This window comes from Streptomyces sp. JLBJ103, from assembly GCF_058215575.1.
Window position 1 is genome coordinate 1270786 of the sequence record NZ_CM177089.1, and the last position, 14895, is coordinate 1285680.

At 70.8% G+C, this 14895-nt stretch carries 15 protein-coding genes and 2 tRNA genes; 6 read left to right on the forward strand and 11 right to left on the reverse strand.

Going from position 1 to position 14895, the window contains the following annotated elements; all coding sequences use genetic code 11:
• Nucleotides 1-9 precede the first annotated feature (9 nt).
• Both AC4BEG_RS05305 and AC4BEG_RS05310 read left to right on the forward strand, forming a co-directional pair.
• Nucleotides 10-2217 carry an elongation factor G-like protein EF-G2 gene (locus AC4BEG_RS05305; protein ID WP_490704750.1) on the forward strand — a complete coding sequence of 736 codons (2208 nt, stop codon included), beginning with the start codon at nt 10-12 and terminating at the stop codon, nt 2215-2217.
• Between the two features lie 217 nt (nt 2218-2434).
• Nucleotides 2435-4087: an AbeC-like domain-containing protein gene (locus tag AC4BEG_RS05310; protein WP_490704751.1), complete on the forward strand. Its 1653-nt coding sequence runs from the start codon at nt 2435-2437 to the stop codon at nt 4085-4087.
• A gap of 82 nt (nt 4088-4169) precedes the next feature.
• Here the strand turns inward: AC4BEG_RS05310 and AC4BEG_RS05315 are convergent, their stop codons facing one another.
• The 4 genes from AC4BEG_RS05315 to AC4BEG_RS05330 all read right to left on the reverse strand — a co-directional run bounded on the left by AC4BEG_RS05315 (nt 4170) and on the right by AC4BEG_RS05330 (nt 8769).
• Nucleotides 4170-4730, reverse strand: a complete 561-nt coding sequence (locus tag AC4BEG_RS05315) for an HIT family protein (protein ID WP_201872933.1) — start codon at nt 4728-4730, stop codon at nt 4170-4172.
• 145 nt (nt 4731-4875) lie between these two features.
• Nucleotides 4876-6855: a threonine--tRNA ligase gene (gene thrS / locus AC4BEG_RS05320; protein WP_490704752.1), complete on the reverse strand. Its 1980-nt coding sequence runs from the start codon at nt 6853-6855 to the stop codon at nt 4876-4878.
• Between the two features lie 136 nt (nt 6856-6991).
• A complete protein-coding gene (locus AC4BEG_RS05325; RefSeq protein WP_490704753.1) occupies nt 6992-8191 on the reverse strand; it encodes a hypothetical protein in 1200 nt (399 codons plus the stop codon).
• Complete coding sequence (locus tag AC4BEG_RS05330) at nt 8191-8769, reverse strand: DUF4365 domain-containing protein (RefSeq protein WP_490704754.1); 579 nt, start codon at nt 8767-8769, stop codon at nt 8191-8193. The genes AC4BEG_RS05325 and AC4BEG_RS05330 overlap by 1 nt, the downstream gene beginning before the upstream one ends.
• A gap of 163 nt (nt 8770-8932) precedes the next feature.
• Between AC4BEG_RS05330 and AC4BEG_RS05335 the strand changes: the two genes are divergently transcribed.
• Nucleotides 8933-9658 (forward strand): 3'-5' exonuclease, encoded by a 726-nt coding sequence (locus tag AC4BEG_RS05335; protein ID WP_490704755.1) that lies wholly within the window; start codon nt 8933-8935, stop codon nt 9656-9658.
• 103 nt (nt 9659-9761) lie between these two features.
• Here the strand turns inward: AC4BEG_RS05335 and AC4BEG_RS05340 are convergent.
• The 4 genes from AC4BEG_RS05340 to AC4BEG_RS05355 all read right to left on the reverse strand — a co-directional run bounded on the left by AC4BEG_RS05340 (nt 9762) and on the right by AC4BEG_RS05355 (nt 11162).
• Nucleotides 9762-9833, reverse strand: a tRNA-Val gene (locus AC4BEG_RS05340).
• A 66-nt stretch (nt 9834-9899) separates the two neighbouring features.
• Complete coding sequence (locus tag AC4BEG_RS05345) at nt 9900-10394, reverse strand: SRPBCC family protein (RefSeq protein WP_490704756.1); 495 nt, start codon at nt 10392-10394, stop codon at nt 9900-9902.
• A 154-nt stretch (nt 10395-10548) separates the two neighbouring features.
• Nucleotides 10549-10620 (reverse strand) — tRNA-Val (locus AC4BEG_RS05350).
• A gap of 83 nt (nt 10621-10703) precedes the next feature.
• Complete coding sequence (locus AC4BEG_RS05355; RefSeq protein ID WP_490704757.1) at nt 10704-11162, reverse strand: TIGR02611 family protein; 459 nt, start codon at nt 11160-11162, stop codon at nt 10704-10706.
• Between the two features lie 190 nt (nt 11163-11352).
• Between AC4BEG_RS05355 and AC4BEG_RS05360 the strand changes: the two genes are divergently transcribed.
• Together AC4BEG_RS05360 and AC4BEG_RS05365 are read left to right on the forward strand one after the other, a co-directional pair.
• Nucleotides 11353-11766: an SsgA family sporulation/cell division regulator gene (locus AC4BEG_RS05360; protein ID WP_003959770.1), complete on the forward strand. Its 414-nt coding sequence runs from the start codon at nt 11353-11355 to the stop codon at nt 11764-11766.
• Between the two features lie 279 nt (nt 11767-12045).
• Nucleotides 12046-12615 carry a CGNR zinc finger domain-containing protein gene (locus tag AC4BEG_RS05365; RefSeq protein ID WP_490706986.1) on the forward strand — a complete coding sequence of 190 codons (570 nt, stop codon included), beginning with the start codon at nt 12046-12048 and terminating at the stop codon, nt 12613-12615.
• Nucleotides 12616-12631: 16 nt separating this feature from the next.
• Here AC4BEG_RS05365 and AC4BEG_RS05370 read toward each other — a convergent pair whose 3' ends face one another.
• Both AC4BEG_RS05370 and AC4BEG_RS05375 read right to left on the reverse strand, forming a co-directional pair.
• Entirely contained in the window at nt 12632-12802 is a 171-nt protein-coding gene (locus tag AC4BEG_RS05370; protein WP_490704758.1) for a hypothetical protein, read from the reverse strand.
• 68 nt (nt 12803-12870) lie between these two features.
• A complete protein-coding gene (locus AC4BEG_RS05375) occupies nt 12871-13314 on the reverse strand; it encodes a hypothetical protein (protein ID WP_490704759.1) in 444 nt (147 codons plus the stop codon).
• A gap of 179 nt (nt 13315-13493) precedes the next feature.
• Here AC4BEG_RS05375 and AC4BEG_RS05380 point away from each other — a divergent pair, with 179 nt between their 5' ends.
• The gene (locus tag AC4BEG_RS05380) at nt 13494-14006 is read left to right on the forward strand and encodes a DsbA family protein (RefSeq protein WP_490704760.1); all 513 of its coding nucleotides are present in this window, start codon (nt 13494-13496) and stop codon (nt 14004-14006) included.
• Between the two features lie 27 nt (nt 14007-14033).
• Here the strand turns inward: AC4BEG_RS05380 and AC4BEG_RS05385 are convergent, their stop codons facing one another.
• Nucleotides 14034-14879 carry a GNAT family N-acetyltransferase gene (locus AC4BEG_RS05385; RefSeq protein WP_490704761.1) on the reverse strand — a complete coding sequence of 282 codons (846 nt, stop codon included), beginning with the start codon at nt 14877-14879 and terminating at the stop codon, nt 14034-14036.
• Nucleotides 14880-14895: the final 16 nt, after the last annotated feature.

Here is a 14895-nt window from a genome sequence, read left to right on the forward strand (position 1 = left end):
GCGAGACACATGGGCGACAAAACGAATACGCACCCAGGGGCCGCCGGAAGGGCTATGGCGGCCGACCGGCCCAGCTCCCTGAGGAACGTGGTGCTGGTCGGCCACAGCGGGACGGGCAAGACGACTTTGGTGGAAGCCCTCGCACTGGCGACGGGCGCGGTCAACCGGGCGGGCAGAGTCGAGGACGGCGGCTGCCTTTCGGACTACGACGAGATCGAGCACCGGCAGCAGCGCTCGGTGCAGCTGTCCCTGGTCCCCGTCGAATGGGGCGGGATGAAGATCAATCTCCTGGACACCCCGGGGTACGCCGATTTCGTCGGGGAGCTCAGGGCCGGTCTGCGGGCAGCGGACGCGGCCCTTTTTGTTGTCTCCGCGGCCCAGGACGCGCTGGGCATCGCCGGGGCGACCCAGATGGTCTGGGACGAGTGCGCGGCCGTCGGTATGCCGCGCGCGATCGTGATCACACACCTGGAGGCCGCCCGCGCCAGCTTCGAGGAGATGACCGAGCTGTGCCGGGAGTCCTTCGGCGGCGACGACCCGGACGCGGTGCTCCCGCTGTACCTCCCGCTGCGCGGCGAACCGGCGCCGGACGGCCACGCTCCGGTCACCGGGCTGATAGGGCTGCTCTCCCAGCGGGTCTACGACTACTCCTCGGGGGTCAGGACCGAGACGCCGCCCGACCCGGACCAGCTCCCGCTGATCGAGGAGGCCCGCAATCGGCTCATCGAGGGGATCATCGCCGAGAGCGAGGACGAGACCCTGATGGACCGCTATCTCGGCGGTGAGGAGATCGACGTCAAGACGCTCATCCAGGACCTGGAGAAGGCCGTCGCGCGCGGCAGCTTCCACCCGGTGCTGGCCGCGGCCCCGGCCGCCGAGGGTTCCAAGCAGGGCCTGGGCACCACCGAGCTGCTGGAGCTGATCACCGGCGGCTTCCCCACCCCGCTGGAGCGCGAGGCGCCCGCGGTCACCACCCCCGAGGGCGTTCCGCGTCCGGCGCTCGCCTGCGATCCGGACGGCCCGCTGGCCGCCGAGGTGGTCAAGACCTCCTCCGATCCGTACGTCGGCAGGATCTCCCTGGTACGGGTCTTCTCCGGGACGCTACGGCCGGACGAGACGGTGCATGTGTCGGGGCACGGCCTGGAGGACCGCGGCCATGAGGACCACGACGTGGACGAGCGGGTGGGCGCCCTCTCCTCGCCGTTCGGCAAACAGCAGCGGATGCTCCCCCAGGCCATCGCGGGAGATCTGGCCTGTGTGGCCAAGCTGACCCGCGCCGAGACCGGCGACACCCTGTCCGCCAAGGACGCCCCGCTGCTCATGGCGCCGTGGGAGATGCCCGATCCGCTGCTGCCCGTCGCCATCCAGGCGCACAGCAAACCGGACGAGGACAAGCTGTCGCTGGGGCTGTCCCGGCTGGTCGCCGAGGATCCGACGATGCGTCTCGAGCAGAATCCGGACACCCACCAGGTGGTGCTGTGGTGTCTGGGCGAGGCCCATATGGACGTCGCGCTGGAACGGCTGCGCAGCCGGTACGGCGTACAGGTGGACGCGGTGCCGTACAAGGTCTCGCTGCGGGAGACCTTCCGCGGCAAGGCCGGCGGACGCGGACGACATGTCAAACAGTCCGGCGGACACGGCCAGTACGCGATCTGCGAGATCGAGGTGGAACCGCTGCCGGGCGGCTCGGGCATCGAGTTCGTGGACAAGGTCGTCGGCGGGGCAGTACCGCGGCAGTTCATCCCGTCCGTCGAGAAGGGGGTACGCAGCCAGGCGTCGCGCGGCGTCGCCGCGGGCTACCCGCTGGTCGATGTGCGGATCACGCTGCTGGACGGCAAAGCGCACTCGGTGGACTCCTCGGACGCCGCGTTCCAGACGGCGGGCGCGCTCGCGCTGCGCGAGGCGGCCGCCGACGCCCGGATCGATCTGCTGGAACCGGTGGTCGAGGTGTCGGTCTTGGTCTCGGACGACTATGTGGGCGCGGTGATGAGCGATCTGTCCGGCCGCCGCGGCCGGGTGGTGGGCACCGAGCAGTCGGGCGGCGGCCAGACCTTGATCAAGGCGGATGTGCCGGAGATCGAGATCGGGCGGTACGCCGTCGATCTGCGCTCGCTGTCGCACGGCACCGGGCGGTTCAGCCGCTCCTACGCCCGGCACGAGGCGATGCCGCAGCAGCTGGCCGAACGGATCCGCGAAGGGGTATACGCGGACGCGTAGGTGCGGACGCGTAGGTCCTGTCCGGTGAGTCTTTGAGAGCCCGATAAGACCCGCTGGACAGGGCCTGGTTGGCGCACCGGACGCCCCGACTCCACCGGAGCGGGCGGCTGTTGGCGGGAGCGGTTTTCCACAGGCCACCACGCCCTGGCGACAGGTGGTGCACACCCCCGATACGCTGAGGTCGCAGCGCAAGCGGCGTGCGGTATTGGGGGCGTTGGTGACGGACGGATTCGATTTCAGTCCCGGGGCACAGGTGCCCCTGTCGGGGGCTGCGGGGCAGACGGCGGCGACGCAGGCACTCGCCTCGGCCGCCTACCGTGACGGCCCCGTGGCCAAGCTGCTGGACGCCAACTCGGAGTGGACGGTCTCGGAGGTCAAGGCGCCGAAGCTGTCGCTGTTCGAGCCGAATCTGGGCGAGGCGTTCTCCCGCGCCGTCCAGCTGCGGATGCTCGGCGGCGGCCGCGGCCAGGTGATCCAGTCCTTCGGCACCGAGCCGCAGACGGTCGTCGAGCACTGCCTCGCGGCCAATCGCATCCGCAAGACCCGGGACGCCCGGCTCACCGCCGTCATGGTCGTCTTCGGGCTGCTCTTCCTCCCCGGGGTGCTGCTGTGGCTCGGCGCCTTCCAGCTGCGGCGCTCGGTCGCCGGTTCCCAGGACAAGCGGATGGGAGCGCTCGGCACGGCGCTGCTGGTCGCGCTCACCGTGATCACCCTCATCTTCCTGATCAAGCTGCCGTTCGGCGGCTTCTGGGGCATCTATCTGCGCGGGGTGGTAGTGGCCCCGGTGATCGGCTGGTACATCGCCAAGCAGATCTGCGAGCGCACCGCCAAGGACCTCAGGGACTGCTGGGGCGGTCTGCTCGCGGGCGGCGGAGTGGGTGCCAAGGTGCCCGAGACGGTGCCCAACCACCCCGGCCAGACCTCCGCCGAAGTGCTGCGCAAGGCGCTGCACAAGCTCACCGCCGAGCAGTACAGCAATGTGGTCTTCTACGCCGGGCCCAAGGGCATATTGGGCATGGGCACCCGCTGGGGAAGCTGGCAGCTGGCCGAGGACCTGGTCTCCGCCGACCCGGACAAGGAGATCGACCCGTTCCGCAGCTGGGACGTGATACGGGCGGTCCACGACCAGCTGCGGATGCTGGAGCGCACTCCGCTGCACACCGGCGGCTTCCCCACCCCCTCGGTGCGCCACTGGGTGGTCTCGCCCATCGGCGAAGGGGCCAAGGCGGTCGAGCGCGGCGGCACCTCCGAGGAGGAGGGCTTCCAGATAAAGGGCGTCGAGCTCCAGCGGATCTGCGACCAGCAGCAGTTCGGCGCCGGTGACCGGCACTACCTGGGTGTGCAGTTCGTGCTGTGGGACGGCCAGTTGGTGATCACGCTGTTGATCACGGTGACCCTGCTGCACAAGACGCTGCGGATCGAGGTCACCGGACACGCCCTGGGGCCGGTGCACCCGCTGTTCACCAGCAAGCCGTCGGCGCCGTCCAAAACCGTGAGCAAGACCTTCCGGTTCTGGGAGACCAAGTCGGTTCCGCTGCCGCTGGTGGATGCGAAGGAGGTGGTGCGCCTGGCCGCGCGCGCCCCCTTCACCTGGTACCCGCCGATACTGGACTACCTGGGCGGCAAGCTGGTGCTGCCCGAGCCGTTCGGCTTGCGCCACGCCTGGGCGGACAAGCCCTGGCGCCACCGCTTCATGGCGGACGACGCGTTGCGGGCGGCCACCCCGGTGCTGCGGGTGGTCCACGAGGCGGCGATCGGTGTGCTCAAGCACCACGGCGTGGACACCGAGCGCTTCGGCAACCGCTCGCTGGCGCTCAGTGGCCAGGTCCAGGAGGCGTCCCCCAAGAAGGCCGATCTGTACGACGCCTGAGGGCCGGGGTCAGCCGTGCCCCGGCCGGGCGGGACCCGGGCCGGGGCCGCAGGGCCCACAGCCCGGGGCCCACGATCGCGAGCTACGCCTTGGGCCAGGCGGCGGCGAGCATCCGGCGGGTGTCGGCGAGCAGTTGGGGCAGCACCTTGGTGTTGCCGATCACCGGCATGAAGTTGGTGTCGCCGCCCCAGCGCGGCACCACATGCTGATGCAGATGGGCGGCGATCCCGGCGCCCGCCACGGAGCCCTGGTTGAGCCCGATGTTGAAACCGTGCGCACCGGAGGCGGTACGCAGCGTGGTCATGGCTGCCTTGGTGAACTCGGCCAGCTCCACCGTCTCCCCAGCGTCCAGTTCGGTGTAGTCGGCGATGTGCCGGAACGGCACGACCATGAGGTGGCCGCCGTTGTACGGGTACAGATTGAGCACGGCGTAGACGTGCTCCCCCCGCGCGATGATCAGGCCGTCCTCGTCGGACTTCTCCGGGATGGTGCAGAACGGGCAGCCATCACCGGCCCCCGGGCCGGTGGGCTTGTTCTCCCCCTGGATGTACGCCATCCGATGGGGCGTCCACAGGCGCTGGAACGCATCGGGCGTCCCCACTCCGAACTGCTGCTCCGGCTCACTCGTCATGCGGGCCAGCATATTCGCCCAGGAAGGCTGGGGAAGCGGTGAGGGGCGGCCCCGGCTGGGACCGCCCCTCACACCCCCGCGTGCGCGGGGATAACGGCACCTTCGACTTGTGCGCCTTCCGAATCTTCGGATCATCCCCGCTCACGCGGGGACCGGATCACACCTGGACGCGACGCTCCACCGCGTCCACGATCTCGGCCAGCGCCTCGTCGACCGGGATGCCGTTCTTCTGCGAACCGTCGCGGTAGCGGAAGCTGACCGCTCCGGCCGTCACATCGTCGTCCCCGACGATGATCATGAACGGCACCTTGGCCTTCTGAGCGTTGCGGATCTTCTTCTGCATCCGGTCCGAGGAGGAGTCGACCTCCATCCGCAGCCCCTTGGCCTTGGCCTTGGCCGCGAACTCCTCCAGGTACGGCACATGGGTGTCACCGATCGGGATGCCGACCGCCTGCACCGGGGCCAGCCACACCGGGAAGGCGCCCGCGTAGTGCTCCAGCAGCACCGCGAAGAAGCGCTCGATCGACCCGAACAGCGCCCGGTGGATCATGACCGGCTGCTGGCGCGAGCCGTCCGCCGCCGTGTACTCCAGCGCGAACCGGGCGGGCTGGTTGAAGTCGACCTGGATCGTCGACATCTGCCAGGTACGGCCGATGGCGTCCTTGGCCTGCACGGAGATCTTCGGACCGTAGAAGGCGGCGCCACCCGGGTCCATGACCAGGTCCAGACCCTGCTTCTCGGCGGCCTTGCGCAGCTCCTCGGTGGCTTCTTCCCACTGATCGTCGCTGCCCATGAACTTGTCGGAGTCGTCCCGCGTGGACAGCTCCAGATAGAAGTCGCTCAGACCGTAGTCCCGGAGCAGATTCAGCACGAAGGTCAGCAGATTGTCGAGCTCATCCGCCATCTGCTCCTTGGTGCAGTAGATGTGCGAGTCGTCCTGGGTGAAGCCCCGGGCCCGGGTCAGACCGTGGACCACACCGGACTTCTCATAGCGGTAGACCGTGCCGAACTCGAACAACCGCAAGGGCAGCTCGCGGTAGGACCGCCCGCGCGCCCGGAACACCAGGTTGTGCATCGGGCAGTTCATGGCCTTGAGGTAGTAGTCCTGGCCCTCGAACTCCATGGGCGGGAACATGCCGTCCATGTAGTGCGGGAGGTGGCCGGAGGTCTCGAAGAGGCGCGCCTTGGTGATGTGCGGGGTGTTGACGAACTCGTAGTCCGCCTCTTCATGGCGCTTGCGCGAGTACTCCTCCATCTCCTTGCGGATCACCCCGCCCTTGGGGTGGAACACCGCGAGGCCGGAGCCCAGCTCGTCAGGGAAGGAGAACAGGTCCAGCTCGGAGCCCAGCTTGCGGTGGTCGCGCTTCTCGGCCTCGGCGAGGAAGTCCAGATGGGCCTTCAGCTCGTCCTTGGTCGGCCAGGCGGTGCCGTAGATCCGCTGGAGCTGGGGATTCTTCTCACTGCCCCGCCAGTACGCGGCGGCGCTGCGCATCAGCTTGAAGGCCGGGATGTTCCGGGTGCTGGGCAGGTGCGGACCGCGGCAGAGGTCCTTCCAGCACAGCTCGCCGGTCTTGGCGTCGAGGTTGTCGTAGATGGTCAGCTCGCCCGCGCCGACCTCGGCCGACGCGCCCTCGGCGGCGTCCGCGGCGGAGCCCTTGAGCCCGATCAGCTCCAGCTTGTACGGCTCGCCCGCCAGCTCCTCGCGCGCGGCCTCGTCGGTCACCGCGCGGCGGGAGAACTTCTGTCCCCGCTTCTGGATCTCCTGCATCTTCTTCTCGATGCGCTTGAGATCGTCCGGGTGGAACGGGGTCTCGACGTCGAAGTCGTAGTAGAAGCCGTCCTTGATCGGCGGACCGATGCCCAGCTTGGCCTCCGGGAACAGCTCCTGCACGGCCTGCGCCATGACATGCGCGGTGGAGTGGCGCAGGATGTCCAGACCGTCCTGGCTGGTGATCTCGACCGGCTCGATCTCCTCGCCGTCGGCCGGTGCGTAGGCCAGGTCCTTCAGCTCGCCGCCGACGCGCGCGGCAACGATCGAGCGGTCGCCGGCGAAGAGGTCCGCGGCCGTAGTGCCCGTGGCCACCACGCGTTCTTCCCGCTCGGAATCGCGCTGGATGATCACACGGACGTCTGACACCGGTCTCTCCTGACTGATGGGTGGCTCACCGCGGCGAATGCCGCGCAGCGTGAATCGTACCGAGCCGACCGGTCCGACCGCGAAACGGCGGGGAGCCCGCTCACCGCCCGCCCATGAACCGACCCGCGTTCGGCGGTCAGGGCCCGCCGCACGCCTCCTCGAAGAAGTCCAGGTGCTCCTGGAGCGATTTGAGCAGCCGGTCCCGCTCCGCCTCGTCGACCTGTACCGGGGTGACGCCGCCGGCCCCGGTCAGCCGCCGGAAGCCGCCCCGGCTCTCCAGCCGCCCGCTGACCCGGATCGGCAGCCCCACCAGATGGGCATGACCGGCCACGCGGTAGTCGTCCTCCTCCAGCACGATGCGCACCTGCGCCACATCGGCCCCGGCCAGCACCCGCAGCCGGACCGTACCGGGGCCGCCGGGGCCGGTACGGCGCAGCCGGACCACCGCTCCGGTGAGCCGCACGGCCACCGACGGCTCGTCCCGTACATAGCGCGCCCCCGCCTCGCGGAGCCCCGGGAGGTCGCCCGGCGAGAACTCCACCGGCTCGGGGCGGGGCGCGAAGCCCGGTGGCGCACCGGCGGCCGGAGACCACTCCAGCGCCACCCGCGCCCCCTCGGTGCCCTGGACCAGCGCCACGACGGCCTCGGTCAGCTCCCGGCTCACGCCCGCCTGGACGGCCGCGTCGAAGGCTTCCATCCCGCCGGTGGCGCGCTGGTAGTCGATGGCGTCCCGGAGGGCGTGCAGCGCGCGGAGCAGCGTGGCGGTGGCCGCGCGGCCGTCCTCGACGGGGACGAAGACGGTCAGCGCCCGGCCGCCGGAGGCCGGTCCGGCCGGGCCGGTGAGCACCCGCTCCATGAACTCCTCGGCCGCGCGGCGGTGCCGCGCGCCGTAATAGCCCGCGCGGCCGCGGGCGGCGAGCGCACCGGCCAGCAGCATGCCGCGGGCGGCGGTGCGCAGCCGCTCCTGGGCGGTCCAGGCGGCGGTGCCGCCACGGGACTCGGGGACCTCGCGCCGCCAGCGGATCTCATCGCTGGGCACGGCGAGGCCGGTGAGCACGTCGCGGGCGGACGGGGCGGCGCTGCGGGCCAGCGCCATCAGCGCCTCGGCGAGCAGATCGCCGCTGTCGGGGAAGGCCCGGGTCTCGGGCACCAGCAGACTGGTGCCGCCCGCGGGCCGGCCCGGCGGGGACCAGCGGGCGTACCGCCCCGGGGCGCCGCCGCGGCGGCGCCAGCCGTGCCGGGTGAGCAGGGCGCCGAGGACGGCCGGGTCGACCTCGTCGGGGTGCGGGGTGGCGGGGTCCGGGGCGGGCTCGCCCCCGGGCCGGTACCGGTCCATCACGGTCTCCCTCCCGCCCCGACCCGGGTCATGATCTCGCAGAGCGCGCGGTCGTCGAAGACCCGCGAGGTCGGGATCCGCACGGTGGTCCGGCGGCGGCCCGTGACCGGGTGTCCCGCCAGATTGGTCCAGTAACAGCAGTGCCGCAGGGCGAGTCGGTCGTGCCCGGCGCGCAGCCAGTCGTCCTGGCTGCGCGGCACGATCATCACGACGAGGATCTTGTGCACGCAGACCGGGGTGCGGGCCAGTTTCGCCAGATGGTCGTTGTCCAGGGTGAAGGCGAAGGTCGGTCCGCGCGGCCGCGGCGGCAGTTGGTACGTGGCCTTCAACTGCACCTTGATGGTGACCTCGTCGTCCACCGCGTGGCCGGGCGCGCTGTGGCTGACGTGCCAGTCGATGCCGTGGTCGGGGAAGGGCTGCGCCAGTGAGCAGCCGGCGGCCGCCGCGACGGCGTGCAGATAGCCCACCTGAAGGGTCTCCATACAGGCGGTGGTGGCGATATGGCCACGCAGGGGTGCGATCCGTTCGGACAGCAGACCGCTCACCGCCGGGGCCGGGTCGGGCTGAGCGAGCGCCATGGCTGTTGACGCCTTCCGGTCGTCGCCGGGGTCCGTACACCTGTGTTGTCTCCCCGTCAGGTCCGTGGCAAACAGCGGCGGTTCGGCCATCTCCCTCCGGGTATCACCTGGTCGGAGCGGGTTGCAGGTGTCATCGCACGATCATGCACGAGGAGTTGAGGCCATGCCGTCCTGGTTCGAGGGGCCGCTCGCCGCGTTCGACACCGAGACCACCGGTGTCGATGTCGAGGATGACCGGATCGTGTCGGCCGCTCTTGTCGTCCAGCGTGGGGCCGGAAGTCTGCCGGAAGTCCGTCGCTGGCTGGTGAGTCCGGGGATACCGGTGCCGCCCGCTGCCACTGAGATACACGGGCTGACGGATGATCATCTCCAGCACCACGGCCGCTGGCCCGCGCCGGTGATGGAGGAGTTGGCGCGGGGTATCGCGGAGCAGAGCGCGCGGGGCACCCCGCTGGTGGTGATGAACGCCCCGTTCGATCTCACGCTGCTGGACCGCGAGTTGAAGCGGCACCGCAATTCCAGCCTGTCCGGCTATCTGTCGCTGCGTTCGCTGTGTGTGCTCGACCCCCGGGTGCTGGACAAGCATCTGGACCGCTATCGCAAAGGGCGCCGTACGCTCACCGATCTGTGCGCGCATTACGGCGTGGAGCTGACCGGGGCGCATGACGCGGCGGCGGACGCGATGGCCGCGCTGGAGGTGGTGCGGGCGGTGGGCCGCCGGTTCGCCTCCCGGCTGGAGACGCTGAGCACCGCCGAGCTGCACGCCCGGCAGACCGTCTGGTACGCGGCGCAGGCGCGCGGCCTCCAGGCGTGGTTCGCGCTCAACGGCTCGGACGAGGTGTGCGATCCGGCCTGGCCGCTGCGGCCCGATCTGCCGGCCGCGGCCTGAGCTCCCCACGGCCCCGCGGGGGCTGCGGGTTCACGCGGCCGCGGGTATGCGCGAGCGCACACAGTTGAGGCCGGGCCGCCTGTGGCGGCCCGGCCTCACGGGGTGGGCGATACTGGGTTCGAACCAGTGACCTCTTCGGTGTGAACGAAGCGCTCTCCCACTGAGCTAATCGCCCGGGGTGTCCGGTTGGGGTCTCCCCCGGTGGAACGACCTGAACAATACAGGTCGCGAAGGGTTTGGTTCAAACCGGATTCCCGCCGGCGGCAGGTGGCGCCCCGGCCCGCCCGGCCCGTACGGCGTCCAGATACGCCCGCAGCCCCCGGTGCCCGGCGCGCATCATCAACGCGTGGTTGAGGCGGAAGACGGGCCGCCCGGGGAGGGCGAGCCGACGCAGCAGGGGCTTGCGGGCCACCACCTCCTGCTCGTACAAGGCGCGGGTACCGGTGTCACAGGCAGTGACCGTCCAGCGCACCCAGCCCTCCAAGTCGCCGGAGAGCATGATCTCCAGGACTCCGGCGGCCGGATCCTGGCGCGCCTCACTGACGGTGATCTCGAGGTCGTACGGGACGAGGGAACGGAAGCGGGCGGCACCGGTCCGTTCGTCGATCCGCCGCACCTCCCGGACCTGCGGCCACCACCGCGGATAGGTGTCGCCGTCGGCCAGCACCGCATAGACGGCGGCGGGCGGAGCGTCGAGGTCCCATCGGCTGCGGAAGCGGTAACGGCACCAGTCCATGGGGCCAGTCTGCGCCGGACGCGGTCGGCGCACACCCCCACCCGCCGGTGCGCTCCCGCCCCAAGGGACCGCCGCGGCCCGCCGGTTGGGGACCCGGGGCGCACAACGCCGAGGGCCCGCACGGCGGTCTGCCGTACGGGCCCTCGGTCCAGGGTGGGCGATACTGGGTTCGAACCAGTGACCTCTTCGGTGTGAACGAAGCGCTCTCCCACTGAGCTAATCGCCCTGGCGCACGGCCAACATTAGCGCATGCCGGACCGTGCTCATGACCAGTCCCCGGGAACGGCCGGCCGGTGACCGGCCCAGGCGTCATTCCTTGATCTTCCAGGGCATGACGACGCCGAACTTCCACACGTACACCGTGATCGCCGCGGCGCAGATGATCACGGCGATGGTGGTGAGGATGAGATTGCGCTTGCGCACCTTCGGATCCAGGGCGCGCTGGGCGGCCTCGGTGACCTTGCGCTTGGTCCAGCGCAGCACCAGCTGCGCCCAGACGAACTCGGTCGCCCAGATCGCCATACCGCCGAAGATCACCAACCAGCCGGGGCCGGGCAGCGGCAGCATGATGATCCCCGCGACCACGACCGCGAGGCCCACGATGAAGACGCCGACCTGCCAGCTGACGTGCAGCGTGCGGGACCGCTGAATGAACTGCGGCGCCCGGGAGCCGAAACCCGGCTCCTTGTCCTGCGCATTGTCCCCCGTGGCGACATCGGCCGTCGCAGGTGCGACGCCCCCCTGCCGCTCGTCACTCTCCGCATTCATGTGGACCAACTTACCTGATCGTTTTCGGTCACCGGAATGGCGGCACAGACCGCCTGGCAGCTGGGCCGCCCGAGCTACCAGAAGAGCCGCAAAACGGTCAGAGGGGTTTACAACGGCACCGTAGGTGGCATGTCGATTTCGCCGACGTGCGAATCCCCGAGCGCACACTGAGCGAAAGGCCCTGGCGCTTATGAACACCACGGTCAGCTGCGAGCTGCACCTGCGCCTCGTTGTGTCGAGCGAGTCCTCACTGCCTGTACCCGCGGGACTGCGGTATGACACGGCCGACCCTTACGCCGTGCACGCCACCTTCCACACCGGAGCCGAAGAGACGGTCGAATGGGTGTTCGCCCGCGACCTTCTCGCCGAGGGCCTGCACCGGCCCACCGGCACCGGCGACGTCCGGGTGTGGCCGTCCCGCAGCCACGGTCAGGGCGTCGTCTGCATCGCCCTGAGCTCACCGGAGGGAGAGGCCCTGCTCGAGGCCCCGGCGCGGGCCCTGGAGTCGTTCCTGAAGCGGACCGACGCCGCGGTGCCACCCGGCACCGAACACCGCCATTTCGATCTCGACACAGAGCTCTCCCACATCCTGGCGGAGAGCTGAGACCCGGCGAGAGCTGAGCGCGCGGCCGTCCGACTCGGGGAGACGGCGCGAGCCGGGAGACGACATTTCCGGTAGTGACATCCCGACCATGGCATTCCGACACGACACAGCGCAGGCGACGGTGCCGTCGCCGCGGGACCGCCCGCGGCGACGGCACCACCGTGTGTGACCCCGCGACGGCACGCGGTGTCACACCGGGCGCCGCACGCCGCTAGAGTCGGTCAGGTCCGAGGGGCGGTGCAGAAGCAGCCTCCGACCCGGCCGGTCAGGGAGCCAATGGTGCTGATCAATCACGACACGCGGTGCGCGCTCGACGTGGTCGTCGCTCTGGTGAACACCGCGTCCGAGGGCACGGACACGGACGGCCTCGCCGATGTCGAGGCCCTGCGCGGATTTGTCGAGCGCCACGCGATCAGCGACATCGGCACGCTCGGTGACCGTGATCTTGCCGCCGTACGGACCGTGCGGGCCCGGTTCTCCGAGGTGTTCGCCGCGGCCGAGGACGCCGGTGGCACCAAGCGCGCGTCCGAACTGCTCAACGCGATGATCGCCGCGGCCGGCACCACGCCCCGGCTCACCGATCACGACGGCTACGACTGGCATGTGCACTACTTCGCGCCGGGCGCGTCCGTCGCCGACCATCTCGCGGCCGACGGCGGTATGGCGCTGGCGTTCCTGGTGGTGGCGGGCGAGCGCGAGCGGCTGCGGCGCTGTGAGGCCCCGGACTGCGGCCATGCGTTCGTGGACCTGTCGCGCAATCGCTCCCGCCGCTACTGCGACAGCCGCACCTGCGGCAACCGGCTGCATGTCGCCGCCTACCGGGCGCGTCGGCGGGAGGCCGCGGGCTGAGCGCCTGAGCGGCGTCTCACCACCGGTAGAGGTCGTGCACGGCGGTGACGACCAGCAGGGTGCCTATGACCGCCAGGAAGAGCATCAGCGGCGGCTGGGAGAGGGCGAAGAGACAGCCACGCGGCTCCTCGCTCGGGGGCACAGGGGGGCCTTCGATGGGGGACTGCTCCCCGGGTGTTTGCAGCATCTCGCGGCAGATCATGGCGCAGCGCCAACCCCAGCTGCGACATCGTGCCGATTTTGACCGGTAGTTCGTCAGATCCCGTGCTTTTTGAGAATCGCTTCGATGTCTGCGAAGTCTTCTGTGTCCGAGCTGCTTCCGGCCTTGCTCTTGGACCGTCCGGCCGCCTTGGTTGCCTTGGTTGTTGCCTTGGTGTCCGGCGTGCCGAGGGCGGGCCGGGAGGTCGCCGGGTCCACCGCGCCGCCCCGCTCGCCAGTGCCTTCCCGGCGGCGCTCGACGGCCCGGGTGACCATGAACAGCGCCCAGGAGAGCCCCAGCACGGCGAAGCCCGCCCAGACGGTCGGCTTGAAGACCAGATCGGCGATCCAGTCCAGGATGCCGGTCATCGCAAGGCCCAGCGGCAGCAGCGCATAGGCGGCGATCCGGGCCGCGGCCAGGAAACGCTTGCGGTACGCGGTCACACCGGCGATTCCCAGACCGGCCGCGGAGAGCGCTGCGCAGACGGTGTCGGTCAGCATCGCATCCTCCTGCCGGTGGTACCGGGACGGATGCCCGGTACCACCATCGTGCACCCCCGGGAGCGGAACGGGCCACGGCCGGGGCACAGGATCAGGGTCATCTCCGGGAGAACCCTCCTCCCCGGGGCCGAGCGCCCTCCGGGTGCCGTACCGCGGCGGTGGGCTGGAAGACTGGCCCCATGAGCGACACCGACCCCGCACGCCCCGTACTCGATGTGTGGTGCGAATTGCAGTGCCCCGACTGCCATACCGCGCTGACGGACCTGCGCGCGCTGCGCGACCGCTTCGGGGACGCCTTGGACATCCGGCTGCGGCACTTTCCGCTCGAGCGGCACCGCCACGCCCACGCCGCCGCCCAGGCGGCAGAGGAAGCCCTCGCGCAGGGGCAGGGCTGGCCGTACACCGAAGCCGTGCTGGCGCGCACCGGGGAACTGGCCGAGCGGGGTGAGCTGCTGCTCGTCGAGATCGCCCGCGAACTGGGCCTGGACGCCGAGGAGATGGACACCGCGCTGATCGACGGGCGGCACATCCTGATCGTGGACGCGGACCAGGCCGAGGGCAAGGCGATCGGAGTGACCGGCACCCCCACGTATGTGATCGGCGGCGAGCGGCTCGACGGCGGCAAGAGCCAGGAGGGGCTGCGGGAGCGGATCGAGGAGATCGCCGCCCGGCTGCTGGAGGGGCGTTCCTGACGGGGCGCGGCCGCCCCGGCGGCCGTCCTACAGCAGCGGTTTGAACAGCTGGTACTCGATCACCTGGTAGCCGAGGGACTCGTAGAGCCGCAGCGCCGGGGTGTTGCCGCCGAAGACATGCAGTCCCAGGCTGTGCGCCCCGGCCGCCAGCGCCTCGCGCTCGGCGGCCAGCAGCAGCGTGCGGCCGTGGCCGCGCCCGCGGTGCTCCTCGGCCACCTCGACCGCGTAGACGTACGCCTCCCCCGTCTCCGCGGCATCCGGCCGCCCTTCGCGCAGCGCGACCCACAGGGTGCCCACATCGGCGCCGTCGTGGGCGAGGACGCGCAGAGAGGTGCCCGGGGTGTCCTGGCCGCGCGGCAGCAGCGTCGCGCAGTCGTGGTCCGCCTTGGCCTCGGCCTGCCGCTCGCTCACTCCGCGTTCGAGCAGATCCTTGATGTAGTCGGCCCGCTGATGGGTGTACCAGCCCGGGTATTCGGCCTCGGTCAGCGGCCGGATCGCGCTGCCCGTGGGGAGCGCGGGCGGTTCGGTGAGCCGCTTGACCATGTTGCGTCCGCGCTCCTGGTAGCCGAGGGCGGTGGCCAGCCCCAGGGCGGTGGTGGCCGACGCGGGCACACTCGCCTCCAGCTGGGCGCAGCCCCAGGCGCGCAGCACCTCCTCGGCGGCGAGGGCGGCGACCGTACCGCGGCCGCGGTGGCGGTCCGCCTCGTCGACACGGAGGTGCTCGATACGCCCGGCCGCCGGGCCCAGCCGGGCGTCCGTGGCGAGGCGGATGGTGCCGACGGGGCGGCTGTTGACGCACACCTCGTACGAGCGGGCACGCCCGCCGCCCTCGGTGCGCTGTTCGGGCCCGGTGGGCCGCAGGGTGGTGGTCACGTTGGTGTTCTACCGG